Source organism: Xanthomonas phaseoli pv. dieffenbachiae (assembly GCF_008639345.1).
In the GTDB taxonomy this organism is placed as follows: domain Bacteria; phylum Pseudomonadota; class Gammaproteobacteria; order Xanthomonadales; family Xanthomonadaceae; genus Xanthomonas; species Xanthomonas phaseoli.
Genome location: NZ_CP041380.1, coordinates 919,717 through 941,324, shown reverse-complemented (window position 1 = coordinate 941,324; position 21,608 = coordinate 919,717). Strand labels below are relative to the sequence as shown.

Below are 21,608 nucleotides of genomic sequence, written 5' to 3'. Positions count from 1 at the left end.
GGTACCCGATGCGCCGTCATCGCGGCCTTGCCGCAGCTGCGGCGTGCAGCAACAGGCTGGCTTGGCCGATACTGCGGCAACTCACACAGGCGGCAACGACACGATGGCGGAGATTCTGGTGCTGTATTACAGCCGGGGCGGTTCGGTGGCGCGGCTGGCGCGGCAGATCGCACGCGGCATCGGCGAAGTGCCCGGCATGAGCGCGCGGCTGCGCACCGTCCCACCGGTGGCTGCGGTCACCCAGACCAGCGCCCCGCCGGTCCCGGACGAAGGCGCGCCCTATGTAGACCGTGCCGATCTGGCCGAGTGCAGCGGCCTGCTGCTGGGCAGCCCCACCCGCTTCGGCAACATGGCCGCACCGATGAAGCATTTCCTCGACAGCCTGGGCGCCGAATGGGCCAGTGGCACCCTGGCCGGCAAACCGGCGGGCGTGTTTACCTCTACCGCGTCGATGCATGGCGGCCAGGAATCCACCTTGCTGTCGATGCACTTGCCGCTGCTGCATCACGGTTGCCTGATCGTGGGGATTCCGTTTACGGAAGCTGCGCTCAGCCACACCACCAGTGGCGGCACGCCCTATGGTGCCAGCCATGTCTCTGGCGCTGGCGGCGACCCGCAACCGAGCGAGGACGAAGCGCTGCTGGCGCGTGCGCTGGGCCGCCGGGTGGCCGATGTCGCGCGGCGGCTGGCAACTCCGTGAGCGTGCGCGCCACGCATTGGTTGCTGAGCGCCGCGCTGCTGGCGCTGGCAGCGTTGTTTGCGGTGTGGTTTCACGACGACCCGCGCCCACTGGCCGCGCTCATCGTGTTCGTGCTGCCGGCCGCGCTGACCGGGGTGCTGGCCGTACGCAGCGCGCGTGCACGCTTCTGGGCCGGCGTGTTCGCGCTGGGCTGGTTCAGCCATGGCGTCATGGCCGCCTGGAGCCAGCCGCAGGCACGTGTAATGGCATGGCTGGAACTGCTGCTCGCCCTGGCGGTGGTGGGCTTGGTCGGCGGCCCCGGCATGGCGGCGCGCTTTGGCAGGAAACGCCCGCCACGCTGATCGGCGAGTCGAACAAACCGCGTGCGCAGCTGCGCGATGCGGCTGGGCATGCGTCCGGTCGAGGTGGTCAGCCGCGACCACCCCAACGCAGCCATTCAACCAACTGCAATCATCGTCAGGCGGACGCGGCCGGCGATCAGGGCGGCGTGCACACGCCTCCACCCCGGTCCCTGCGCGCGGTCCGCGCCACCTGACGAAGACGTGCGGCGTTTCGGGGGCCGCTGTCAGTTTCCGACCAGCGTGGCCACGCTCTGCGGGTCGACATACAGCGAGGTCTTGCCGTTGACCACGCTGAAGTTACCGCCGAACCCGACATTGAGCGTGCTCGAGGTGCTGTATTTGGCGAACTGCGTGGCAGTGCCGGACGGTAGCGTCAGGTCCAGCCGCTGGTGGCCGGTGCTGGTGTTGACCGCTACCACCACCAGCTTGTTGTCCGGGGTGCGGTAGGCGGTCACCGAGACATCGCTATACGGGTGTTCGGTGGCGCCGATGCGCACCGACCCTGGCCGCACGAAGCGTGCGAACTGCGACATCGCATAGCCGCGCTTGCTCACCGCGCCGTTTTCGCTGATCAACCCGTAGCTGCGCCGGATGTACCACCAGATGTAGGCATTGAAATTGGCCGCCATGCTGGCGTGCAGTTCGCTGGCCACTCCCAATGCCGACGGCCATGCGTTGCCATCGGTGTTGTCGGTGTAATGCTCGGTCATCCACACCTGCTTGCCCTTGCTGCGCGCCAAGGCATAGTCGCGCGGCTTTGCGCCATACAGATGGCCGGCCACGATGGAGGTGGCCTGATTGGCCGTGGCGTTGTTGAGGACCGGGTCGGTGATGGAAAAGTTGAACCCCACCGACTCGCTGACGATGACCTTCAGGCTGCCGAACCTGCTGCCTTGGCTCACGAGGTAGTTGACGAAGTCGCTGCCGCTCCAATCGGCCGATTCGTAATCCGGGTGCCAATCCGGCTCGTTCTGCAGGGAAATCGCATACAGCGGCGCGCCCTTGCCCGACATGTAATTGGCGAAATCCAGCAGGTGCTGGGTATAGGCGCCGTAGTAATTGGTCAGCAGCTTGCCGCCATTGGTCAGGCTGTTGTTGGACTTCATGTAGGCCGGCGGGGTCCAGGGGGTTGCGAACACCAGCCCGCCCAGCGCATGCACGCGCGTTGCCGTCGGCACCTGGGTCGCCCAGCCTGAGCTGGAGGGGTCGATGCGCATGCGCAGGATCGACAACCCGATCTGCCCGGTGCCGCTGCCGTAAGCCAGATCCACCTGCGCGGGTGTCAGGTCGTTGATCCAGCCGGCGCCATTCATACCGCCGAACCCGCGCACCGTCTGGTAGGTCTGCGTAGGCGTGATCGTCACCGTCTGCGCGGCGGCGTGGCCCGCCAGCAGCACGGCCATCACGCAGGTGAGCGCGCGCAACATCGACAAGGACTTGTTCATGAGGCTCTCCGGGAAGGGGAATGCCGAGGGCATGCGTACCGACGGCTCGCCGACTATCGACCGCATACATGTCAAGTCAATTTCCGTCATGCCCCTTTGTTGAGTCCGTGACGTAGCACACGCGCCCAGCGCAGCGCAGGGGTGCGCCGATCACACTGCGTTTTGCGCTGCGGCATGTGGAAGCTGGGCACAGGCACCGCTGAGGAACGCGTTCAGTCTAAGAGTCAGCTGCGCGCTGACGCGACGCAAGCACGACATGGCCAGGGCCCCGCCCGGCCTGCACAACACGCGCTGCACGTGGAACAGGCAGTCACCCTTGGGCGCGTCGGCGTGCGCCTGTGCCACGCCATTTCGATCGGACGCAGCGCCGCCACGCATTCGGCTACCAGGCGCACGTCTCGACCCCGCTGTTTATTCCGATGGCTGCCGTACTGCCAGCCCCCTGGCCGGGCGGTATCATGGCGGCCCGCGCGCGGCCTGCCCGCGTTAGCCCTACAGGATCCGCAGCAATGGAAGACCTCCTGATCGTCACCACCGGTGGCACGATCGACAAGATCTACTTCGACGACAAATCGGACTACCAGATCGGCGACCCGCAGATCGGACAGATTCTGAAAGAACTGGGCGTGACGTTTCGTTTTTCGGTGATTCCGATCATCCGCAAGGATTCGCTGCACATCACCGATGCCGACCGCGAACTGATCCGCGCCACCATCGCCGCCCAGCCCACCCGCCACGTGTTGATCACCCACGGCACCGATTCGATGGTGGAAACCGGCAAGGTGCTGCAGACGATCGCCGACAAGACCATCGTGATGACCGGCGCGTTGAATCCGGCGCGTTTTCGCGGCTCGGATGCCGAATTCAATATCGGTTGCGCCGTCGGTGCAGTGCAATCGCTACCGGCAGGCGTGTATATCGCCATGAACGGCCGCATCTGGAATCCGCAAAAGGTGCGCAAGAACGTGGCCGCCAACCGCTTCGAATCGGTCTGAGTGCATGAGCAAGGCCACCCGCGCCACCAAGGCACTGGACGCGGCCGGCGTGGGTTATGTCCTGCATCCTTACGACTACCAGGCCGATGCCGATGCGAAGGGATTGCAGGCCGCACATGCGTTGGGCCTGCAGCCGCATACCGTGTTGAAGACGCTGATGGCATGGGTCGACGACACGCCGGTGTGCGTGGTGATTCCATGCGATCGCCGGGTGTCATTGAAGAAACTGGCCAGCGCTTGCGGCGGCAAGTCGGCACGCATGATGGAGGTGGCCGATGCCGAACGGCGCACCGGCTACAAGGTCGGCGGCATCAGCCCGCTCGGCCAGCAACGACAGGCGCCGGTGCTGGTCGAAATCACCGCGTTGGATGCACCGGCGCTGTGGATCAACGCCGGCCAACGCGGGCTGCTGCTGGAATTGCCCGGCAACCAGCTGATGCAAGCAATCGCCGCACGCGCCTGCGCGCTCTGCGAGTGAACGCGTAGACGCGATGCGCGCAGGCCGGTTGGCATGCGCGTTACGCGTTTGGGACGCGACGCACGCGATGGCTCTGACAGATCGCCTGCGTGAGGTCGATCTTCCACCGATGTCTTCCGCACTGCATGCACCATTGCCGCACCAGAGCACCATGCCGCGTGTCCGGCACGGCAACGCCACGCCGGAACCACTCAATACGCTGCGGTGACACTGACGCCGGAAAAGCCCAGCGTTGCCTTCAAGCGCACGTAATAGACACCCGCGGCCGGCGCGGCCAGCGTGCAGCTGTCGCCATTGCCCGGCAACACGCTGCGGCAGCTGTATGCGGCGTCGGTCGGCAACGCGCCGGCCCGTACCGACAGGTCGGCATTGCCGCTGCCACCGGCGAGCGTGACCTTGAGCGAACGTGTGCCGGCCGGCACGTTGACCTGGTAATACAGCGAATCGGAAAGCGCTGCGCTCAGCCCGGTGCGTGCCACATTCCTGGCCAAGGTGGTCGATTCGATCACCGCCGCCACCGCGCCATCGGCATTCACCAGCCCGGCCCCGCACCCCTGTGTGCAGGCCACCGGCATGGGCCGCGCGCTGGCTTTCAGCAGGGCCTTCACCGTTGCCGGCGTCAGCGGGTTCAGGGCAACCGACTGCATCAGCGCCACCACGCCAGCCACGTGCGGCGCCGCCATCGAGGTGCCGCTATACACCGCATAGGCCGCATTGCCCGGTGCCGTGGTTCCGGTATTGAGCGTGGACACGATCGATTGCCCGGGCGCGGCGATATCCACGCCCTTGCCGAAGTTGGAGAAGCTGGCCTTGGCGCCGGCCGAGGTGGTGGCCGCCACGGCGATGACGTTGGCGCAATTGGCCGGCACGCTGGTGGAGACGTCCAGATTGCTGTTGCCGGCGGCCACGACCACCGCGCTGCCGCGCGTGACGGCTGCGGCGATGGCGTTGTTCAACGTCGCCGAACAGGTGCCCGCGCCACCCAACGACAGATTGATCACCGTGGCCGGATTCGGGTTGGTCGGCACGCCGCTGACCTTGCCGCCGGACGCCCACACGATCGCATCGGCGATATCGGACATGTAGCCGCCGCAGCGGCCCAGCACCCGCAACGGCAGGATCTTGGCGTTGAACGCGGTACCGACCACGCCCACCGCGTTGTTGCCCACCGCCGCCACGATGCCGGCCACGTGCGTGCCATGCCAGCTGGAATTGGACGCCGACGCACCAGGCCCGCATTCGTTGGCCGCGGCCCAGTCGCCTTGGTCGGCGGCGTTCGCATCGCGCGCAGTGCCATCGCGCGCCGTGGCCGGATCAACGATGAAGTCGTAGCCGGGCAGCACGTTGGCTGCCAGGTCCGGATGATTGGTGATGCCGGTGTCGATCACCGCCACCACGATGCCCTTGCCGGTGGAACGGTCCCAGGCCGGACGGATATTGAGGCTGGCGGCGGTCGCGCCCATCGCCCACTGCTGCGGCACGCCCGGGTCGTTGGGAACCAGCAATGGCCGCATCAGGATGTCCACTTCCACGCGTTTGACCGCCGGGTCGGCGGCCAGGCGCCGCATCAGGCTTTCCGAATCCACGCGGTCCAGCTTGCGGTCAGCCACCAGCAACATCGGCCCGCCACTGAGCCGGCGCGTGGCCGACAGGCCCAGCGCTTTCCCGCGCGCCTGCGGCACGGCACGCGCGATCTCAGCCCATGGCGCAGACAACCCGGTCGCCCGGCTGCTACCGACGCTGTTCTTGTAGCTGACGATGAAGCGCTGATGGGTGCTGCTGGAATTCAGCCCTTGCAGACTGACCTCGCCAGCGGCGGCATGAAACGTGCATGACAACGCACAGACGAATGCAACGCGGCGCAGTGCGCCCACTGAGTGATACGGCATGACCTCATCCCTCCCCAAGGATCTTGCAACCCGGTTGGCAACGCGCTGACGCCACTGCGCTGCGCCGTGCCCGATGCGCGTGCATGCAGAGGTTGCATGCCTCACGTGGGCTGGCTATCGGCGTGCGACCGGGCGCGCTGAAGCGGCCGTGCCACGCTGGCACGCGCTTCATTCAGCCAGCGCTGGCGGCCCTGGCCGGCGGTGCGGCAATTGCCGCTTCCCAAACGCACACTGCCCCGCTCAGAGCGGGGCAGTGCAGGTTTCCAAACCACCGACACGGGTGTCGGAGAAGACCCGACGCATTGCCGGCATCGCGCCGGCAGCGCGGTCGTCGTCGGCGCAGGTTTACGGGGTCTGGCTGACCGCGCCGGCCGCGTTGACGATGCCCGCGCCGCAGCCGCCCGAGCAGGCGCCCGGCAGCGGACGTGCGGTGTTCTTCAGCAGCGTTTCTACCGCCGCAGGGGTCAGCGGACGGCTGGCGACCGACTGCACCAGCGCCACCACGCCGGCCACGTGCGGGGCCGCCATCGAGGTGCCGTTGTAGCTGGCGTAGCTGGCCGAACCCGGCGTGGTGGTGCCGCTGTTCAAGGTCGACAGGATCGCCGAACCCGGCGCGGAGATATCGATGCCGGTGCCATAGTTGGAGAAGCTCGAACGCGCGCCGGTCGAAGTGATCGATGCCACCGAAATCACGTTGGCGCAGCTGGCCGGAGTGAAGTTGGCCACGTTGGCATTGCTGTTGCCGGCCGCCACCACCACGGTGGTGCCGCGCGACACCGCGCTGTTGATCGCGTTCTGGTAACTGCTCGAGCAGCTGCCACTGCCGCCCAGCGACATATTGATCACTTCGGCCGGGTTGGCATTGGCCGGCACGCCGGACACGGTGCCGCCCGAGGCCCACACGATCGCATCGACGATGTCGGAGGTGGCGCCGCCGCAGGCACCCAACGCACGGATCGGCACGATGCGGGCGTTGAATGCGGTGCCGGCCACGCCGGTGCTGTTGTTGGTGACCGCCGCGATGGTGCCGGCGACGTGGGTGCCGTGCCAGCTGGAATTGGCGGCCGGCGAACCGGAGAAGCACTGGTTGGCCGTGGTCCAGTCGCCCTGGTCGGCCGGGTTGCTGTCGCGCCCGTTGTTGTCGCGTGCACGCGTGGCATCGCTGATGAAGTCGTAGCCCGGCAGCACGTTGGCGTTGAGATCCGGATGACTGATGATGCCGGTGTCGATCACGGCCACCACCACGCCGGTACCGGTGGCGGTGTCCCAGGCCGGGCGCACGTTGATGCTGGAGGAAGAGGTGCCGAAGCCCCACTGTTCGGACAGGCGCGTGTCGTTGGGGGTCAGCACCGGGTACATGATCTGGTCGACTTCCACGTAGTCCACGCTGGGGTCGGCGGCGATGCGGCGCATCAGGGTTTCGGCGTCGGCGCGGTCCAGGCCACGGTCGGTCTTGAGCACTTCCGAACCCAACGCCGTGCGGCGCACGTGGTTCAGGCCCAGCGCACGGCCGGCGCGTGCCGGCATTGCACCGGCCACGGAATTGAGCGATGCGCGCATCGAGGTCGGGCTGACCGCCGCACTGGAACCGTCTTTGTATTTGACGATGAAGCGGTCCAGGGTGGGCTGCGAATCCAACCCGGACAGATTGACCTGACCGGCGAACGCCGGCACGGCCAGCAGCGAGGTCAGCGCAGAAACACCCAGGACTACCAGCGCGCGCGTGGGCGCACGACGTTGCGACACATTGGACATCGATCGTTCCTTATTGGAGAGGTGCCGCAGCTGCGGCGGGAGGGCCGGCCCGTTGCCGCACGCTGCGGTTCGGAGCCGGAAACTGCACGGGCGCCAGGCCCGTCGGAGCGACTGACCGGTGTCCATTCCGGCCAAGCGGCAACACGTCGCCTGCGCCTGCCGAAACGGCAGACCTGGGCGAGGTATCGCAGATGGGGTGAAGTCAAGAAGCGCGTTCCCTGGCGGCCATGCCAGGGAACGCGTGCAGCGGTCCAGCGTGTCAGTAGCTGGCGGTCAGGGTCACGCCGGAGAACGTGCTGTACGCCTTGATCCGCACGTAATAAGTCCCCGACGGCGAGGTGATGCTGCAGGTTTCGGCGTTGCCATCGAGATACGGACGGCAGGCATAGACGGTGTCGGTGGGCGCGCTACCGGCCCGCACGTACAGGTCTGCATCGCCGCTGCCGCCGCTGGTGGCCACCGTCAGCGTGCCGCTGCCGGCCGGCACCGTAATGGTGTAGTTCAACTCCGCGCCGGTGGCTGCGCCCAGGCCGGTCACCGGCGTGCCGTTGGTCAAGGTGTTGCCGGTTCCGCCACCACCACCACCGCCACTGCTGCCGGCGATGGCCGCCGTTACTGCCGCATCGGCATCGACGATGCCCGCACCGCAACCGCCCGAACAGGCTCCCGGCAAGGCGCGGGCGGTGTTCTTCAGCAGCGTTTCCATTGCGGCAGGCGTTAACGTGGTGGGCGCCACCGATTGCACCAGGGCCACAACGCCGGCCACGTGCGGCGCCGCCATCGAGGTGCCGTTGTACGAAGCGTAGCTGGCGTTGCCCGGCGTGGTGGTACCGCTGTTGAGCGTGGACAAGATGCCCGACCCTGGCGCGGAAACGTCGATCCCGCTGCCGTAGTTGGAATAGCTGGCCTTGGCACCGGCCGAGGTCGTGGCCGCCACCGCGATCACATTGGCGCAGTTGGCCGGCAACGAACCGGACACGTTGGCGGCACTGTTGCCGGCCGCCACGACCACCGTGGTACCGCGCGAGACTGCGCCGTTGATTGCGCTCTGCATCGTGGACGAACAGGTGCCACCGCCGCCCAGCGACATGTTGATGACTTCGGCGGCGTTGGGATTGGCCGGCACACCGCTCACGGTGCCACCGGAAGCCCAGATGATGGCATCGGCAATGTCCGACAGCGAACCACCGCAACGGCCGAGCACGCGGACCGGCACCACCTTGGCATTGAACGCGGTGCCGGCCACGCCGGTGGTGTTGTTGGTCACCGCCGCCACCGTGCCGGCGACATGGGTCCCGTGCCAGCTGGAATTGGACGTGGTGCACCCACTGGTGGAGTTCCAGTCGCCTTCGTCGGCAGGATTGTTGTCGCGCCCGTTGCCGTCGCGCGCGGCGGTGGCATCGCTGATGAAGTCGTAGCCGGGCAGGATGTTGGCGTCGAGGTCGGGATGGCTGACGATGCCGGTGTCGATCACCGCAACCACGACGTTGGCACCGGTGGATTTGTCCCAGGCCGGGCGGATGTTGAGCCCGGCGTTGGTGGTGCCGAAGGCCCACTGCTCGGACAGGCGGCTGTCGTTGGGGGTCAGCGTGGGGTACAGCATCTGGTCCACTTCCACGCTTTGCACGTTGGGGTCGGCAGCCAGCTGGCGCATCAGGGTTTCGGCTTCGGCGCGATCCAGCGCGCGGTCGGCCTGAACCAGCTCCGGTCCCACTGCCAGGCGACGCACGCTGTTCAGGCCCAACGGCTTGCCGGCCTTGGCCGGCAACGCACGTGCAGCGGTGCGCAACGAGGTCGTCAACACACTGGGGCTGCTCAGGGCGCTACTGCCGTCCTTGTAGGTCACGATGAACTTCTGGTGGGTCTGCGCGGTGGCCAGGCCACCCAGGTAGACATCGCCGGCGAACGCCGGCGTTGCCAGCAGCAGCGAGGTCAGTGCCGAAGCACCCAGGATGCAGAGCGCTCGGTGGCGCGGACGAAACGACGCATTAGACATCGAATTCCCTTCCAGTCAAGAGAACCGCCGAAGCGGTAGTTCCGAAACCGTCGCGATGGCGACTGGCCCAGTGCCCCGGACCGCCCATGTTATCGATCCGTTCAGCGAACCTATCCCAAAGAAACCGAACTGGACAATACGGAGTTGGTAATTTTCGAAATTAAAATGTCATTGTGCGATTTGAATCACATACGACTCATGCTGAATTCGACCGGTTCACGGTCGAAAAATGGTCTTTTTGCTGTTGCGCAAACAAAAAAGCCCCCGTGCTGACACACGGAGGCCGTTGTTTGACGAACTATGTCTGCTTACGACAAACGCACCAACCAACCGTGGCGGTCCGGCACGCGGCCGTACTGGATATCGGTCAGTTCCTGGCGCAGCGACATGGTCACCTCGCCCGCGGGCGCGGACAGATCGCCCACCGCGAACCCCTCGCCCTTCAGCTCGCCGATGGGGGTCACCACCGCCGCGGTACCGCAGGCGAACACCTCGGTGATCTCGCCCGATGCCACGCCCTGCTTCCACTCGTCGATCGCGACCTTGCGCTCGATCACCTGCATGCCACGGTTGCGGGCCAGTTGCAGGATGCTGTCGCGGGTGATGCCTTCCAGGATGCTGCCGGACAGTTCTGGGGTCACCAACGTGCCGTCCTTGTAGACCAGGAACACGTTCATGCCGCCGAGTTCTTCGATGTACTTGCCTTCCACCGGGTCTAGGAACAACACCTGCGAGCAGCCCTGGGCATAGGCCTTCTGCTGCGGCAACAACGACGCGGCGTAGTTGCCGCCACACTTGGCCGCGCCGGTGCCGCCCTTGGCCGCACGTGCGTATTCGGTGGACAACCAGATCGACACCGGCGCCACGCCCTTGGCGAAATACGGGCCGGCCGGGCTGGCGATCACGTAATAGGAGGCCTTGTGCGCCGCACGCACGCCCAGGAAGGCCTCATCGGCAATCATGAACGGGCGGAAATACAGGCTGGTCTCCGGCGCCGACGGCACCCAACCGCTATCCACGGCCACCAGCTGGCGCAGCGATTCGACGAACAGGTCCACCGGCAATTCCGGCAGCGCCAGACGGCGCGCCGACCGCTGCAGGCGCTCGCCGTTGGCTTGCGGACGAAAGGTCCAGATCGAACCGTCGGCGTGCCGGTAGGCCTTGATGCCTTCGAAGATCTCCTGGCCGTAATGCAGCACCGACGCTGCCGGATCCAGCTGCAGCGGGCCGTACGCGCGCACTTGCGCGTCGTGCCAGCCCTGCTCGTTGTTCCAGGAGATGGCGACCATGTGGTCGGTGAAATGCAGCCCGAAGCCGGGTGCGGCCAGGATCACGGACAGTTCGTCGGCGCTGCGCGGCGACGGAGAACGGGTGGAAGCGAAGGACACGGACACCGGGAGATTCCTGTATGGCGGGCGAAAGGACGCAGCGCCACATCGTGGACATGGCGCGTGACGATCAGAGCATGCCGGTCTCGAGACGGGCCGCTTCGGACATCATATGCCGGCCCCACGGCGGGTCGAACACCAGCTCGACGTCGGCCTCGGCGATGGTCGGGATCATTTCGACCTTGCTGCGCACATCGTCGACCAGGATTTCGCCCATCCCGCAACCGGGCGCGGTCAAGGTCATCTTGACGTCGACCCGGCGCTGATCGTCTTCCTCGCGATGGCTGACCACCGCTTCGTAGACCAGGCCCAGATCGACGATATTGAATGGAATCTCCGGGTCGAAACAGGTGCGCAGCTGCTGCCACACCAGCGCTTCCACCTCTTCGTCGCTGGCATTGGCGGGCAATTCCAGCCCCGGCGGGGCCTCCTTGCCGATCGCATCGCCATCCTTGCCGGCAATGCGGAACAGATTGCCTTCGACGAAGACGGTATAGCTGCCACCCAGCGCCTGGGTGATATAGCCGTAACTGCCGGCGGGCAGGGTCACCGAATCGCCCTGCGGCACCATGACGGCATCGCAATCGCGTTCGAACTGGACGGGTTCGCTGCTACGGGAATACATGGGCTGGATATGGGGCCGCGCAGGTCGCGCGCAAGTCGGCCATTCTAGCCGACCGCGACGCCACCGCCGCCGGCCACCGCGCCAGCCGGGAACGACGCTGCATTCCATCAGCCGCACCGTCGTGGTGTGGTGTGCGTCGCAAAGGCCGGCGCGCGCTCTATCATGTGCGCACTGTCAGGAGCTCCAATGCCGCCCACCACCGCGTCCGCCAGAACGGCCCACTGGCTCTGGCCCCCGCTCCTGTTGCTGGGATGCGTCACCGCCCTCATCGCCTGGTTGCTCATCGCCCTGGCCCTGGGCAACCAGGCCGGCTGGATGGCCGTGGTCGCCGCGCTGGAGATCGTCTGGATGTTGCGCCTGGGCACGCTGCCTGCAGGCCGCCTGCGCATCGGCGTGGCCCTGGTGGCGACGGCGCTGATCATCGCGGGCGCCAACTGGGGCATCGCCTCGGCCCAACTGGGCGGACCGCTCGGCCTGGACCCGTGGACCTCGGCACAGAAGATGGGCGCCGGCCTGGCCTGGACCTTGCTGCAACTGGCCAACAACGGCTTCGACCTGCTGTGCTACGCCACCGCGCTGGTGCTGGCGTGGTGGACGGCGCGCTGAATCGGCACGATGACAGGGCCCCTAGCCGATTGCCGGACCGTTGGCGTGTCAGTGGAACGACTGGGCTTGGCCATCTGTACCAAATTGCGCATCGCGACGAGCGCAGGCCGGCTGTTGAGGGAGGGATCGGCACTGGTGGAGGCGCCGGCCAAACGCTGTCGAGCGGGTCGGCGATAGAACGCAACGCAATCCTGACGATTGACCTCAATGTCCGAGGCCACTAGCGTCGCCGCCACGCCAGCGCACAACGGACGCTTCAGGATCGCGCGCACCCTCTAAGCCTTGCTCGCCACTCTTGCTCTGGGCGCATGCGCCCATACGGCGGCCACTCCAGCCCCGGCAACCGTCACGGAGACACTTGCCATGCGTTCCGCCTGGCAAGCCCACCGTGGGGCTTGCTCGGCAGTGCAGACGTTCGTGACTTATCCCTGCCAGGCGGCGTCTTGCTGGACTTGAACGTCTACAACATTCGCTCGGTGACCACCTAGCCCCGCCGCGTTTCCCGCACCTAGCGCCACTGCGACACATCCCAGCGCTTTTCCACCGTGGTGTCGGCATGCCCCAGCACCATCATCGCCCCGGTCAGCACGATGCCGTGGACGAAGTTGGGCCGGACATCAGTGGCGTATGCCGCATCACCGGCACCGGCGAGATGATCACGTGGCCGGCGATGGCCGCCAGCATGAAGATGTACAACGCTACGAATCCGTCGCTCATCGTCGCTGGCTCCACTGACCGGTGCGGCCCGCCGATCGTACCCACGCCACGTCCGTGCGGGCGCCTGTCAACCGAATCCGCGCTCGTTCGTTGACGTCGTATCGTCTCCGCGGAAGCTACGCTGTGCTGGTGGGAACTCCTTTCGATCCGCAAGCTACAACCGCATCGACCGCCACCGCGCCGGTGTCGCTGGATGCCTTTCTGGCCGGCATCGGGCCGCGTGCCTTCCGTTTTGCCGAGGCCGGCTTGCGGCACCGCGAAGATGCGCTGGACGCCGTGCAGGACGCCATGGTGAAGCTGCTGGGCTACCGCGAACGGCCGGCCGACGAATGGACGCCGCTGTTCTGGAGCATCCTGCGCAGCCGCATCATCGACCTGCAGCGGCGACGCAGCTTTCGCCTGAAGTTTTGGGCACCGACCGAGCGCGCCGACGACGAAGGCCCGATCGACTGGGCCGACCCCGGTACCGGGCCGGTCGACGAACAGCAGCATCAACAGGCCTACCAACGGCTGGTCGATGCATTGCGCACGTTGCCGGCGCGCCAGCGCGAAGCCTTCACCCTGCGCGTGCTCGAAGACCTGGACGTGGCCACCACCGCCAAGGCGATGGGCTGCTCCGAAGGCTCGGTCAAAACCCACCTGTCGCGCGCGCGCGACGCGTTGCAAAAACAGTTCGAGGATTTCCTGTGAACCACTCCCACGACACCGCCCGGCTGGATGCGCAGCTGCGCCAGCTGCATGCCACCGCGCTGACCAGCCTGCCGCCGCAGACACTGGCACGCCTGCGCCAGGCCCGCCACGCCTCGGCACCCACGCGCAGCCGACGTGGCTACTGGTTGCTGGCCACCGCATGCTCGGGCTTGCTGGCGATCGGCATCGGCCTGCAGCTGCATCCGAGCCAAAGCGTCTCATCTGGCGCCGCGCCGACCTCGCCGGTTGCCAGTACCAGCGCCACCACCGAGACAGACGACCTGCTGGCCCAGAACCCGGACCTGTATGTCTGGCTCGGCTCCGACACCGCCCTGGCCATGGAATAAGCACGATGACCCACACCACCCGCCTGCTGTTGACCCTGTTGCTGTGCGCCGGGCCATGCGCCTCCACGCTGGCTCAGGACGGCCCGCCCGGACCTCCGCCCCCGGGTCCGCCCATGGACGCGCCTGGCCCACGCGGCCAGGGCCCGCGCGACGAGACGCCCATGCCCGAGTGGGACCAACTGACCAAGCAGCAGCGCCAGGTCATGATCGATGCGCTGCGCGAGCGCTGGAACGACGTGCCCGAAGAACGCCCCAGGATGTACCGGCACGCGCGCCGCTGGCTGGACATGACGCCCGAGCAGCGCAAGCAGGCCAAGGCCGGCATGGACCGCTTCCGCAACATGAGTCCGGAGCAACGCCGCGAGGCCAAGGCCTTGTTCGACCGCATGCGCACGCTCAACCCGCAACAGCGCAACGAACTGCAGCAACGCTGGCAGAAGATGAGCCCGGCCGAACGCAGCGCTTGGTTGCGCGAGCATCCACCGGTCGAGGACTGACGATTACCAGGAGTGCGCAGCGGAGCCGGCGGAAGATTGCGCTTGCTCAAGCGCCGCGCAGGGCTGCAATGCGCGGTGGACATTGATCAGCCGTCGCGCTTGGCAACTTGCAGCATGCCAAGGCCAGCCACTGCAGCGACGCGCAAACTGCGCACCCCGAATACCCATACGCGAGGCCGCAGACGTTTTGTAGCGCACGCAGCGACAGGACGTCGCAGCAAACGGCACGCACGCCAGCACCGGTACTCGCATCGATGGCCTTGCTGCGTCGCTCATTGCAACGACAATGACGAAATGCCTGGCCGCGCCAAACCTCAACCGGCCCGGAACGGCGCTCTTCAGCGCCGGGCCGACGATGGGTCGTGATGCGCAGCGCGCTGCCCTTGCTGGATTGCGTGCACCGAACTTTCTGCGACGCCTAAGCGGCGGTCGCTGCCGGCGCCGAATAGCGCGTCTTGGCCAGCAACTCATCGTCCCGGCCGAGCGTCAACGCACCGTCCGTATCGCCAACACTTTGCACAGCGCATGGTGCCGGCGGCGGTGATGGGCATCGGAAAGAAACGCGGCGCCAGTTGCGCGGCACTCCGTACCGCCTTGTCACTCGCCATGCCTGCCTGCGAGCGCAACACATCCATCGATTGTGCGAGTGCGGTGCGCGGCAGGCGCTCCAGTGGAAACGCAATCAATTGCCGCGTGGCAAATGCCTGGGCGCGCCGGATCTGTGTCCGGCGCCAGCGCATACCGATCACCGCCGTGTGCGGTTTGCAGCGAAGCAATGTGTCGGTAGAGGGCGCCTGCACGCACAGCACCATCTCGGCCTGCGCCATGGCGCCGGCGCAGGCAGGCTGCGCACCGGCCTGCAGGTACGCGGCATCGTGCATGCTGCTGGCCCGGCCGGCCCCGGCTCGATCCACACGGCGGCACCGGGCGCGGCCAGTTTCCTGACCGTTTCCGGCGTCGCGGCCACGCGGCGTGCCAGCGGCCCGTTCTTTCAGCACCAGCACCTGCACAGCCATGCGTTGCTCAGGTCTTGCGCCCAGTCGCGGCGATGCCAGGCAGAGCGCGGTGCGCCTGCCGGTGGTACCGGACGACGCCCGCGCAGCGCGCGCGTTCCAATCGTCTACGCCCCCGGCAGCGACAACTGCGTGTAGGACTGCTCAGTGCACCGTGCTGTTGTTCTGCAACGGATCCAGGCGATCGATCACGCCCTGCATCGCGCTGTCGAAAGCGCCGTCGTTGATGTGCTCGCGCAGGCGGCCCAGGCGTACCATCACCGCCAGTTCTTCCGGCGAAGCGACACAGAAACGCACGCCGCGTCGATTGACGAACAGCAGGCGCTGCGAAATCGGGCTCACCCACGACAGCTTGCCTGCCTGCACCTTGCCGTCCTTGTCGACAAAATCCAGCCACGTGCCGATATCCATTGCGCGGAAACGTTCGGCATCGGCACTGTCGATGCTTTGCGCGACCGCTTCGGCACCCAGCACCACACTGACGCTTTCCGCAGCCGGTGGCGGCAGATTGACCTGCGGCAGTTCCGGCAGGGCTTTTTCCAGTTCTGGGCGCGCTTCGGCGATCGCCTGCAAGGTGTCGTGCAAGGCGGTGATCGCCACCACCACCGCATCCCCGTGCAGGCCCACGCTGGCGAACACGCGATGCAGCGCCGGCTGCCAGACCTGCAGCCATGGCTTGCCGACGATATGACGGCGCGCTTCTGCCAGTTCTTCCAGCACGCCGTCGGCCAGCGCCAGGGCCTCGATAGTGCCGGGACCTTCCTCGCCGTCGCGCAGGATCGCCATGGTCAGGTGATGCAGCCACGGCTGGCGCAGGAAGTCGTCCACCGCCTTGGGCAGGCCCGCGTCTTCGGGCGCACGCTGCTCCAGTTCCAACAGCGCGCGGCTGCGCGCCAGCTCGAGCTTTTCCTGCCCGCGCTGGGTTTCGGTGGCACGACGCTCGGCAATTTCCACCCGGCGCCGGTGCTGCGAAAGGAAGTCGCGGAATTCTTCTTCCAGGGTGAGGAAGATCGCCAGGTTTTCGTTGAATTCGGCCACTAGGCGGTCGACGATCTCTTCCACCTTGCCCATCAGCACGCGCTCGGCAGCGCTGTCGCCGTTGTTGCCTTCGCAGGCCTCAGCCAGCGAGTTGAGCAGGCGCCGCGCGGGATGGGTCTTCTGCACAAACATCTTGCGGTCCAGCAGCGCGACCTTGACGAACGGCACGACCAGGCGGCCGATCATTTCGCGCGAACGATTTTCCAGATCGCGCTCGTCCAGCATCACGTCGAACAGCATGCCGACCAGGTCGATGGCGTCTTCGTCCATCGGGTCGAGTTTTGCGGTAGCCGGGTCCACGCCCAGGCGCGTGGCGCTGGAAAGCACCTCGTTCTTCAAGCGCTGCGCAAGCGATTCGGTGTCGTCGCCGATGGCCGCCTGCAGCGTCGCGCTGGGTGTGGCCTGCAACAGCGACAGCACCGACATCATTTCGCGCTGGCTCAACGGGCGTTGCTGCCCAACCGCGACGGTGGCGGCAGAAGCGGCGGTGTCGCGCACGCTGCGGGTCTGTTGCAGCAACTCGTGCAGCGCCTCGAGCAGCATGCCCTGGCTACCGCCGGGATGGTCGGCCCCACCGTCCATGCCGCCAGCCCCGCCACCGTCGGCATGCCCGCGTTGCGTCGCGGCCTGCATGCGGCCGCGGCTGTGCGCCCAACGGTCGAGAAAACGGTTGGCCCAGGCCGGTGCGTACTGATCACCCTGATCGTCGCCGCCCATCTCGGCATGAGCGCCCTGCGCCTCTGCCTGGCCGCGCTCTTCCGGCGTTTCGCCCCGCGGCTGCATGCGCGGCGGCGCGCGCTTGGCTTGCGAAATTTCCGGCATCACCCCGGCCTTGGCCAGGGTTTCGTCCAGGCGTGCGTACAACTTGCCGATCGGCTCGGCCAGATCGCGTTCGCACAGCTTGATCAGCACCAGTCGCACTTCCGGCGCCAGGTCGCAGGTGGCGAAGGCTTCGTGGATCGCCACGCCCAGATGTTCGGGGCCAATCGGGTTGGTATCGGCCATCAGCTCCAGCCCGCCGGCAATCCAGCCCAGGCGGCGGTCCACCCGCGCCAGCACCTGTTTGAAATCGCGCAACAGCACCGTGGCCAGATTGCGCACTGCCAGCCGCGATTCGAGCACGTGCTCGGGCACCAGACTCAGCGGGCCGGCGCCCATGTCGCCGGCCAGCACCACTTCGGCCGACAACGGCGTGCCGAGCACCAACGCCTGCCAGCCGTCTTCCAGCTGTTGACGGAACTGGCGTGCAACGTCTTCGCGCTTGCGGCGCAATTCGCGCATGCCATCGAGAAACAGCAACTGTGACGCGCCAGCGGATTCGGCACGGTCGAACAGCACATCGTCGAAATGCGCGACTGCAGCAGCAAAAACCTGCGCGAGCGCCGGCACGAACACGTCGTGCGCCTGCTCGAGCAAGCGTTGGTCACGGCCCGGATGTCCCGACGGACTGGGCTGAAAAGTCATGCGCAAAGGCTCCCCGCCTCTGCAGGCGTGAAAATTTCAAAACGAGAAGAAACAGACGCGGCCCCAAATTCCGCCCGTGCATGGTAGGCGGTTCGCGCATCCGTTAAGTGTGACATGTTACTCACTTTACTCGTGACCGCCCAGGGTTTGCGTGCCAAGCGGCCATCCTAGCTCGCAACGTCGCGGTGGAGCTTGCCGGCGGTCATTCTGCGCGTGCGGGTGTTAAGCCTTCAGCTTCGCGGACGCTTCCGGACCATCCGCCAAGCATTGCATCGCGCCATGGAAGATATCGCCATCGCGTTGCAGGCGCAGGCGTTCCAGCAGCATCGGCATCGCCAGCTCCGCCGGTGAGGCGAGGCACCGCCGCCCACGCCGCCGGTCGCCGACCACCAGGCGCCGGAGATCGGGCTGATCCCAGACGGCTTGCCCGCAACAATCCGCGGCCCGCGCGGTGGATGAAATCCAGATGGGTGCGGGTACGGAAGGTGGATCGCGGCAGAGCCACGGCCCCACCGGCCATGCTGCAGCGATCGTTGGGAAGCGGCCGTCTATAATTCGATACCTCGTTGCCCCGACCCGGATCTATGCACGCACCGTATTCGCTCCAGGCGCTGGACGCGCGCCGTTCGGTTCCCTCCAAACAACTCGGCGCGCCCGGGCCGGATGAAGACACCTTGCTGCGCATGCTTACCTCGGCGGTGCGCGTGCCCGACCACGGCAAACTGGTGCCGTTCCGCTTTCTGCGCATCAGCGGTGCCGCGCGCGCTGCGCTGGGTGAGTTCCTCGCCGAGCGCACCCTGGCCGCCGACCCGCTGGCATCGCCGGCCACCCTTGCCAAGGAACGTGGACGCTTCAGCGACGCACCGGTGGTGATCGTGGTGATCGCCTCGCTGCGCCCGGAGCACAAGGTACCCGTGCAGGAGCAACTGCTCACCGCCGGCTGCGTCTGTTTCGCGTTGCTACAGGCTGCCCAGGCGCACGGCTTCGGCGCGCAGTGGTTGAGCGCGTGGATGGCCTACGACCCGGCGGTGACGGGCTACCTGGGCCTGCAAGACAACGAACGCATCGCCGGCTTCATCCATATCGGCACGCCGCGCATGCAGGTGCCCGAACGCGAGCGCCCGGACCCGCGTGCGTTGCTGCGCGACTGGACGCCGTGACCACACCGACCAACCCGCTCGACGCTGCGCCGCTGGCCATCCAGCGCCCGTCCCCGCTGTATCTGGTGGATGCCAGCCTGTACGTGTTCCGTGCCTGGCACTCCATCCCGGACGAATTCCAGGATGCGCAGGGGTGGCCCACCAATGCGGTGCACGGCTTTGCGCGGTTTCTGCTGGACCTGCTCGAACGCGAAGATCCGCAGCACATCACCATCGCCTTTGACGAAGCCCTGGACAGCTGCTTCCGGCATGCGATCTACCCGGCCTACAAAGGCAACCGCACGCCCGCGCCGGATGCGTTGCGACGCCAGTTCGCGCATTGCAAGGCGCTGTGCGCAGCACTCGGGCTGAGCGTGCTGGCCCACCGCGATTACGAGGCCGACGACCTGATCGGCAGCGCGCTGCACAGCGTGCGGGCGCACGGCTTGCGCGGGGTGATCGTGTCGGCCGACAAGGACTTGTCGCAGTTATTGCTCGAGCATGACGAGCAGTGGGACTACGCGCGCAACCAGCGCTGGGGCATGGATGGGGTCAAGGCGCGCCACGGCGTGCATGCGCACCAGATCGCCGACTACCTGGCGTTATGCGGCGATGCCATCGACAACATCCCCGGCGTGACCGGCATCGGCGCCAAATCGGCGGCCGTGCTGCTGGCGCACTTCGGCAGCCTGGATGCGCTGCTGGAGCGCATCGACGAAATTCCCTTCCTGCGCCTGCGCGGCGCGGCGCAAATGGCGGTGCGGCTGCGCGAACAGCGCGAACACGCATTGCTGTGGCGTCAGCTCACCACCATCGCGCTCGACGCGCCGCTGGCGCTCACCGAGGCCGGCTTCACGCGTGCCCACGCCGATGCGGACATGCTCGCCGGGTTGTGCGAAAGCCTGCGCTTCGGCCCGCTCACCCGGCGCCGCCTGTTGGCCGCCAGCACCGGCGCCCCCGCACCGTTTCCTCCCGTCTCCCTGGCACAAGGTCCCCGCCCATGAACCGACCCGACACCCCGCCCACCGTGGCCTACGAAGGCAAGTACCAGCGCATGGTCGTGCGTGGCACCTGGGAGTATTCCGAACGTGTGCATGCCGGCGGCCTGGCGGCGATCATCGTGGCGGTAACGCCGGATGATGCGATGTTGTTCGTCGAACAGTTCCGCGTGCCGCTGCAGGCGCGCACCATCGAAATGCCGGCCGGGCCGGTGGGCGATGTGCATGCCGATGAATCGATCGAGCTGTCGGCCATCCGCGAACTGGAAGAAGAAACCGGCTGGACCGCCAAGCATGCCGAAGTGCTGATGATCGGCCCCACCTCGGCCGGCGCCAGCAGCGAGAAGATCGCCTTCGTGCGTGCCACCGGTCTGCGCAAGGTCGGCGACGGCGGCGGCGATGCCAGCGAGGACATCACCGTGCACGCAATCCCGCGCGCGCAGGTCGGCGCCTGGCTGGTGCAGAAGATGGCCGAGGGCTATCAGATGGACCCCAAGCTGTGGGCCGGCCTGTATCTGGCCGATCATGCATTGGACGGCACCCCGCGTGGCTGACGCAGCCATCGAACCATTGCTCGGCGCCGACGATCCGGCGCCGTTCGCCGTGTACAACGCGCAGGCCGCCTCGCCGTGGCTGTTGATCGCCGACCACGCCGGCCAACGCGTGCCGGCGCGGCTGGCCGACCTGGGGCTGCCGCAGTTCGAGCTGGACCGCCATATCGGCTGGGATATCGGCATTGCGCAGATCACCCAGCGGCTGGCCGAGGCGCTGGATGCGTTCGCCATCGCGCAGACGTATTCGCGCCTGGTGATCGACTGCAACCGCCCGCACGACGCTCCCAGCCTGATGCCGGCAGTCAGCGACGGCACCCTGGTTCCGGGCAACCAGCACCTGACCGACGGCGACCGGCAGCAGCGCATCGCGGCGATCTTCGCGCCGTATCACGCACGCATCGCCGCCGAGCTGGATGCGCGTGCACAGCGCCATCAACCGACCGTCTTGGTGTCGATGCACAGCTTCACCCCGGTCATGGCCGGCAACGCGCGGCCCTGGCATGCCGGCGTGCTCTACCACCGCGACACGCGGCTGGCGCATCGCCTGCTGCAGGCGCTGCGTGCCGAACCCGACCTGGTGGTCGGCGACAACCAGCCGTATGCGGTCAGCGACGCCACCGATTACGCCATTCCGGTGTATGGCGAGGGCCGCGGCCTGCTGCATGTGGAACTGGAAATCCGCCAGGACCTGATTGCCGACACCGCCGGGCAAACGGCGTGGGCGCAACGATTGGCGCGCCTTCTTCCACCGTTGGCCGATGGGTTGCTGCAACGATAACTGTCTTGCGACATGCGACGATGAACAACACATACCAGGCAGGAGCGCACCCGGGCGCGACGGGCGTTACCGATAAAGCACCTCGCGCCCGGGTGCGCTCCTACGAAAAACGAGTCCTTCGCGAGCGACCCCTCCTACAAATCGGGTGACGCGCG

General features: G+C 66.8%; 20 protein-coding genes and 2 pseudogenes. 12 read left to right on the top strand and 10 right to left on the bottom strand.

The genetic code is table 11. The annotated features are described in order from the left end of the window. Positions 1–103: 103 nt before the first annotated feature. Both wrbA and FLG15_RS04315 read left to right on the top strand, forming a co-directional pair. Entirely contained in the window at positions 104–700 is a 597-nt protein-coding gene (wrbA, locus tag FLG15_RS04320) for an NAD(P)H:quinone oxidoreductase (RefSeq protein WP_017160451.1), read from the top strand. Further along, positions 697–1,041: a DUF2069 domain-containing protein gene (locus FLG15_RS04315; protein ID WP_057678914.1), complete on the top strand. Its 345-nt coding sequence runs from the start codon at positions 697–699 to the stop codon at positions 1,039–1,041. The genes wrbA and FLG15_RS04315 overlap by 4 nt, the downstream gene beginning before the upstream one ends. Positions 1,042–1,265: 224 nt before the next feature. Here the strand turns inward: FLG15_RS04315 and FLG15_RS04310 are convergent, their stop codons facing one another. Further along, positions 1,266–2,486 (bottom strand): glycoside hydrolase family 30 beta sandwich domain-containing protein, encoded by a 1,221-nt coding sequence (locus FLG15_RS04310; protein ID WP_057678913.1) that lies wholly within the window; start codon positions 2,484–2,486, stop codon positions 1,266–1,268. A 509-nt stretch (positions 2,487–2,995) separates the two neighbouring features. Here FLG15_RS04310 and FLG15_RS04300 point away from each other — a divergent pair. Together FLG15_RS04300 and ybaK are read left to right on the top strand one after the other, a co-directional pair. Beyond that, positions 2,996–3,481 (top strand): asparaginase domain-containing protein, encoded by a 486-nt coding sequence (locus FLG15_RS04300; RefSeq protein ID WP_003488754.1) that lies wholly within the window; start codon positions 2,996–2,998, stop codon positions 3,479–3,481. Positions 3,482–3,485: 4 nt separating this feature from the next. Next, positions 3,486–3,959 (top strand): Cys-tRNA(Pro) deacylase, encoded by a 474-nt coding sequence (gene ybaK, locus FLG15_RS04295; protein WP_057687011.1) that lies wholly within the window; start codon positions 3,486–3,488, stop codon positions 3,957–3,959. A gap of 191 nt (positions 3,960–4,150) precedes the next feature. Here the strand turns inward: ybaK and FLG15_RS04290 are convergent, their stop codons facing one another. The 5 genes from FLG15_RS04290 to sufT all read right to left on the bottom strand — a co-directional run bounded on the left by FLG15_RS04290 (position 4,151) and on the right by sufT (position 11,612). Next, positions 4,151–5,848 (bottom strand): S8 family peptidase, encoded by a 1,698-nt coding sequence (locus tag FLG15_RS04290; RefSeq protein ID WP_057679423.1) that lies wholly within the window; start codon positions 5,846–5,848, stop codon positions 4,151–4,153. Between the two features lie 345 nt (positions 5,849–6,193). Continuing rightward, positions 6,194–7,603 (bottom strand): S8 family peptidase, encoded by a 1,410-nt coding sequence (locus FLG15_RS04285; RefSeq protein ID WP_150145586.1) that lies wholly within the window; start codon positions 7,601–7,603, stop codon positions 6,194–6,196. Positions 7,604–7,862: 259 nt separating this feature from the next. Next, a complete protein-coding gene (locus FLG15_RS04280; protein ID WP_150145584.1) occupies positions 7,863–9,599 on the bottom strand; it encodes a S8 family peptidase in 1,737 nt (578 codons plus the stop codon). A 308-nt stretch (positions 9,600–9,907) separates the two neighbouring features. Continuing rightward, complete coding sequence (locus tag FLG15_RS04275) at positions 9,908–10,993, bottom strand: branched-chain amino acid aminotransferase (RefSeq protein ID WP_057680011.1); 1,086 nt, start codon at positions 10,991–10,993, stop codon at positions 9,908–9,910. A 64-nt stretch (positions 10,994–11,057) separates the two neighbouring features. Further along, positions 11,058–11,612: a putative Fe-S cluster assembly protein SufT gene (sufT, locus tag FLG15_RS04270; protein WP_017156958.1), complete on the bottom strand. Its 555-nt coding sequence runs from the start codon at positions 11,610–11,612 to the stop codon at positions 11,058–11,060. Positions 11,613–11,798: 186 nt separating this feature from the next. Here sufT and FLG15_RS04265 point away from each other — a divergent pair, with 186 nt between their 5' ends. After that, complete coding sequence (locus FLG15_RS04265) at positions 11,799–12,218, top strand: hypothetical protein (RefSeq protein ID WP_057680012.1); 420 nt, start codon at positions 11,799–11,801, stop codon at positions 12,216–12,218. Between the two features lie 460 nt (positions 12,219–12,678). On the opposite strand, the pseudogene FLG15_RS04260 reads toward FLG15_RS04265, so the two are convergent. Then, positions 12,679–12,935, bottom strand: a pseudogene (locus FLG15_RS04260) (proton-translocating transhydrogenase family protein). A gap of 123 nt (positions 12,936–13,058) precedes the next feature. Between FLG15_RS04260 and FLG15_RS04255 the strand changes: the two are divergent. The 3 genes from FLG15_RS04255 to FLG15_RS04245 are packed head-to-tail and all read left to right on the top strand — an operon-like array spanning position 13,059 to position 14,469. Continuing rightward, positions 13,059–13,625 carry an RNA polymerase sigma factor gene (locus FLG15_RS04255; RefSeq protein ID WP_057680013.1) on the top strand — a complete coding sequence of 189 codons (567 nt, stop codon included), beginning with the start codon at positions 13,059–13,061 and terminating at the stop codon, positions 13,623–13,625. After that, positions 13,622–13,972 carry a hypothetical protein gene (locus tag FLG15_RS04250; RefSeq protein WP_057680014.1) on the top strand — a complete coding sequence of 117 codons (351 nt, stop codon included), beginning with the start codon at positions 13,622–13,624 and terminating at the stop codon, positions 13,970–13,972. The genes FLG15_RS04255 and FLG15_RS04250 overlap by 4 nt, the downstream gene beginning before the upstream one ends. Positions 13,973–13,977: 5 nt before the next feature. Continuing rightward, positions 13,978–14,469, top strand: a complete 492-nt coding sequence (locus FLG15_RS04245) for a DUF3106 domain-containing protein (protein ID WP_017156962.1) — start codon at positions 13,978–13,980, stop codon at positions 14,467–14,469. A 467-nt stretch (positions 14,470–14,936) separates the two neighbouring features. On the opposite strand, the gene FLG15_RS04235 is transcribed toward FLG15_RS04245, so the two are convergent. From FLG15_RS04235 to FLG15_RS04225, 3 genes and pseudogenes are all read right to left on the bottom strand, one after another. Further along, positions 14,937–15,485: a Rossmann-fold NAD(P)-binding domain-containing protein gene (locus tag FLG15_RS04235; protein ID WP_370512612.1), complete on the bottom strand. Its 549-nt coding sequence runs from the start codon at positions 15,483–15,485 to the stop codon at positions 14,937–14,939. A gap of 141 nt (positions 15,486–15,626) precedes the next feature. Next, positions 15,627–17,984: a PacR family protein gene (gene pacR, locus FLG15_RS04230; protein ID WP_057680015.1), complete on the bottom strand. Its 2,358-nt coding sequence runs from the start codon at positions 17,982–17,984 to the stop codon at positions 15,627–15,629. Between the two features lie 222 nt (positions 17,985–18,206). Continuing rightward, positions 18,207–18,504, bottom strand: a pseudogene (locus tag FLG15_RS04225) (hypothetical protein). Positions 18,505–18,568: 64 nt separating this feature from the next. On the opposite strand from FLG15_RS04225, the gene FLG15_RS04220 reads away from it, so the two are divergent. From FLG15_RS04220 to FLG15_RS04205, 4 genes are read left to right on the top strand one after another with little or no spacing between them, the layout of a single operon-like run. Continuing rightward, positions 18,569–19,144, top strand: a complete 576-nt coding sequence (locus FLG15_RS04220; protein ID WP_057662653.1) for a nitroreductase family protein — start codon at positions 18,569–18,571, stop codon at positions 19,142–19,144. Then, complete coding sequence (locus FLG15_RS04215; protein ID WP_057662651.1) at positions 19,141–20,127, top strand: 5'-3' exonuclease; 987 nt, start codon at positions 19,141–19,143, stop codon at positions 20,125–20,127. Before FLG15_RS04220 ends, FLG15_RS04215 begins: the two co-directional genes overlap by 4 nt. Next, complete coding sequence (locus tag FLG15_RS04210) at positions 20,124–20,675, top strand: NUDIX hydrolase (protein WP_150145582.1); 552 nt, start codon at positions 20,124–20,126, stop codon at positions 20,673–20,675. Before FLG15_RS04215 ends, FLG15_RS04210 begins: the two co-directional genes overlap by 4 nt. Next, the gene (locus FLG15_RS04205; RefSeq protein WP_057680017.1) at positions 20,668–21,453 is read left to right on the top strand and encodes an N-formylglutamate amidohydrolase; all 786 of its coding nucleotides are present in this window, start codon (positions 20,668–20,670) and stop codon (positions 21,451–21,453) included. Before FLG15_RS04210 ends, FLG15_RS04205 begins: the two co-directional genes overlap by 8 nt. Positions 21,454–21,608: the final 155 nt, after the last annotated feature.

What these genes read in the sequence shown, in the direction of transcription:
- wrbA (WP_017160451.1), top strand. Translation starts at nt 104, where the DNA reads ATGGCGGAGATTCTGGTGCTGTATTACAGCCGGGGCGGTTCGGTGGCG.
- FLG15_RS04310 (WP_057678913.1), bottom strand. Translation starts at nt 2,486, where the DNA reads ATGAACAAGTCCTTGTCGATGTTGCGCGCGCTCACCTGCGTGATGGCC.
- FLG15_RS04300 (WP_003488754.1), top strand. Translation starts at nt 2,996, where the DNA reads ATGGAAGACCTCCTGATCGTCACCACCGGTGGCACGATCGACAAGATC.
- ybaK (WP_057687011.1), top strand. Translation starts at nt 3,486, where the DNA reads ATGAGCAAGGCCACCCGCGCCACCAAGGCACTGGACGCGGCCGGCGTG.
- FLG15_RS04290 (WP_057679423.1), bottom strand. Translation starts at nt 5,848, where the DNA reads ATGCCGTATCACTCAGTGGGCGCACTGCGCCGCGTTGCATTCGTCTGT.
- FLG15_RS04285 (WP_150145586.1), bottom strand. Translation starts at nt 7,603, where the DNA reads ATGTCCAATGTGTCGCAACGTCGTGCGCCCACGCGCGCGCTGGTAGTC.
- FLG15_RS04280 (WP_150145584.1), bottom strand. Translation starts at nt 9,599, where the DNA reads ATGTCTAATGCGTCGTTTCGTCCGCGCCACCGAGCGCTCTGCATCCTG.
- sufT (WP_017156958.1), bottom strand. Translation starts at nt 11,612, where the DNA reads ATGTATTCCCGTAGCAGCGAACCCGTCCAGTTCGAACGCGATTGCGAT.
- FLG15_RS04265 (WP_057680012.1), top strand. Translation starts at nt 11,799, where the DNA reads ATGCCGCCCACCACCGCGTCCGCCAGAACGGCCCACTGGCTCTGGCCC.
- FLG15_RS04245 (WP_017156962.1), top strand. Translation starts at nt 13,978, where the DNA reads ATGACCCACACCACCCGCCTGCTGTTGACCCTGTTGCTGTGCGCCGGG.
- FLG15_RS04235 (WP_370512612.1), bottom strand. Translation starts at nt 15,485, where the DNA reads ATGGCTGTGCAGGTGCTGGTGCTGAAAGAACGGGCCGCTGGCACGCCG.
- pacR (WP_057680015.1), bottom strand. Translation starts at nt 17,984, where the DNA reads ATGACTTTTCAGCCCAGTCCGTCGGGACATCCGGGCCGTGACCAACGC.
- FLG15_RS04220 (WP_057662653.1), top strand. Translation starts at nt 18,569, where the DNA reads ATGCACGCACCGTATTCGCTCCAGGCGCTGGACGCGCGCCGTTCGGTT.
- FLG15_RS04210 (WP_150145582.1), top strand. Translation starts at nt 20,124, where the DNA reads ATGAACCGACCCGACACCCCGCCCACCGTGGCCTACGAAGGCAAGTAC.